General features: G+C 39.7%; 2 protein-coding genes. Both read left to right on the plus strand.

Annotation, left to right across the window (positions count from 1 at the left end; translation table 11 throughout):
* Window positions 1-848 (plus strand): heme A synthase (locus tag H5072_RS18400; protein WP_182694382.1); only part of this gene is annotated, 848 nt, incomplete at its 5' end.
* Between the two features lie 12 nt (window positions 849-860).
* The gene (gene cyoE / locus H5072_RS18405) at window positions 861-1790 is read left to right on the plus strand and encodes a heme o synthase (protein WP_182694383.1); all 930 of its coding nucleotides are present in this window, start codon (window positions 861-863) and stop codon (window positions 1788-1790) included.
* The last annotated feature ends 40 nt before the right edge of the window (window positions 1791-1830 follow it).

Genomic DNA, 1830 nt, shown 5'->3' on the forward strand with positions numbered 1-1830 from the left:
CTAAGCATGAGGCTGACATAGCCTTAGCAACTCAAAGCTACCCCGATATGATGTTCGAAACCGCAAAAGCGTGGAAAGAAATGATTCATCGCTACTTTGCAGGTGCTTTAGGTTTACTTATTTTAGGTTTATTTGTGTTGGCTTTTTTAAAGCGCCAATATCCAACTACGCCAGTTAAATTGCCTTTGGCTTTACTTCTACTCGTGGTGTTTCAGGCTGCCCTTGGTATGTGGACAGTAACCATGAACCTTCAGCCGCTTATTGTAATGGGGCACTTATTAGGTGGCTTTAGTATTTTGTCACTTATAACGCTTTTATATTTACGGCTAACCGCAAAACCTATTATGGGTGGTGATAGCGGCGCAAAACGCTATTTTGGTTTAAGTTTAGTAGCGCTCAGTGTATTGATTATCCAAATTGCACTTGGTGGTTGGCTGGCTGCAAATTACGCCGCTCCTCATTGTAGTGGTTTGCCATTGTGTAATTACGCACAACCGTTTTCATTGAGTAGCGTATTTCAATTACCACTTGAGCACAGTAATTATGAATTTGGTGTGTTATCGCAGCAAGCGCGTATGTCTATTCATTTATTACACCGCATTTGGGCACTGGTTACTTGCATCGTTCTGGCGCTAATTATGTGGAAAATATACAGCCAAGCGTACTCTAAAAAAATTAAAAATTGCGTGGTGAGCGTATTGCTTACCCTGCTTTGCCAAATTAGCTTAGGGCTTATTTTAGTACATTGGCATATTCCGTTGGGAGTTGCACTGGCGCATAACTTGATGGCTGCCATACTATTATTAAGCATGGTTAGGTTGTGTTATTACCTAAAATCACGCACATAAAGGGGAAGTATAATGGCACTTATAATTGATAAAAAAATACTGCTACTCGTTAATACTCAATCGCTAATTCCGCGTACTCATAATTTGCTGCAAGACTACTTAGCAATTAGTAAATTTAAAGTGGTAGCCATGCTGGTACTAACAGCTTGGGTTGGTTTAGCGCTGGCTCCTGATGTAGGGCGCGGTATGGCTGTACAGTTTATTAGCTTGTTAGGTATAGGGCTACTTTCTGCTGCTGCAGCGGTTATTAATCATGTGGTTGATAGTGAGATAGACTCAAAAATGGCAAGGACTCGTCATCGTCCTGTGGCTAAAGGGCGTTTAAGTAAAACACATGCGCTTAGTTTTGCAGCTGTTATTGGGGTTGCGGGTTTTATTATGCTAATGGTGTGGGCTAATACCTTAACCGCTATATTAACGTTATTTGCATTGGTAGGTTATGCATTTGTTTATACATCATTTTTAAAGCGTGCTACACCGCAAAATATTGTTATAGGTGGGTTGGCTGGCGCAATGCCTCCATTATTAGGTTGGGTGTCAGAAACAAACCAAATGGCAGCAGCCCCTTGGTTACTTGTAATGATAATATTTACCTGGACTCCGCCACACTTTTGGGCGCTGGCTATAGCGCGAAAAAGTGATTATGAACGCGCTAAAATTCCTATGTTACCAGTAACCCATGGAATCGACTTTTGTAAAACGTGCGTCGTTGCCTACTCTGTTTTACTCGCTGTAGTTTGCGTATTACCTTATTTAATTGGTATGTCTGGATTAATATATTTAATAGGTGCGTGTGTATTAAATGCAGTGTTTATATATAAAGCCGTCAAATTAAAAATTGCTGGAAATGATGAGACTGCAATGGACTTATTTCGTTTTTCGATTATTCATTTAATGGTACTCTTTGTAATCTTATTTATAGATAAATGGCTCACTTTATGAAGCAGTTATGGCTTGGATTAATTGTTGTTTTAGTTTTGTT

Origin of the sequence: Pseudoalteromonas sp. SR45-5 (assembly GCF_014163565.1) — a bacterium.
Classification (GTDB): domain Bacteria; phylum Pseudomonadota; class Gammaproteobacteria; order Enterobacterales; family Alteromonadaceae; genus Pseudoalteromonas; species Pseudoalteromonas distincta.

Excerpts from the sequence above, each read along its gene's own strand:
- cyoE (WP_182694383.1), top strand. The coding sequence starts at position 861 with ATGGCACTTATAATTGATAAAAAAATACTGCTACTCGTTAATACTCAA.